The following is a 345-nucleotide window of genomic DNA, read 5'->3' as shown; positions in this document are numbered from 1 at the left end:
CGGCGAGCAACGCCAAGCTCGCCAGCGGCACCGCCCGCCTGCGCGACATGCTCGACGCGGGGATCCGGGTGGGTCTGGGCACCGACGGTCCGGCGTCGAACGACTCGCTGGACCTGCTCGCCGACGTCCGCCTCGCCGCGGCCCTGGCCCGGCTGCGCGAGGGGTCGGCCACCGCGCTGACCGCGGCCGAGGCCCTGTGGCTGGTCACCGGGGGCGCCGCTGCTGCGATCGACCGCCCGGACCTGGGTGTCCTCGTGGCCGGCCGCCGCGCGGACCTCGTGCACGTGGACACCCGGGACCTCGTCTTCGAGCCCACCAACGCCGCCGTCGACCTGCTGGCCCACC

The 345-nt window shown here is 77.1% G+C and carries 1 protein-coding gene; it reads left to right on the top strand.

The genetic code is table 11. The annotated features are described in order from the left end of the window. Positions 1 to 345 (top strand): amidohydrolase family protein (locus tag A6V29_RS21550; RefSeq protein ID WP_249933114.1); only part of this gene is annotated, 345 nt, incomplete at both ends.

The sequence above is a fragment of the Blastococcus sp. CCUG 61487 genome, from assembly GCF_005222955.1.
Lineage (GTDB): Bacteria > Actinomycetota > Actinomycetes > Mycobacteriales > Geodermatophilaceae > Blastococcus.
Note: the sequence above shows the minus strand (reverse complement) of the source record. Positions and strands in the feature narration are given on the sequence as shown.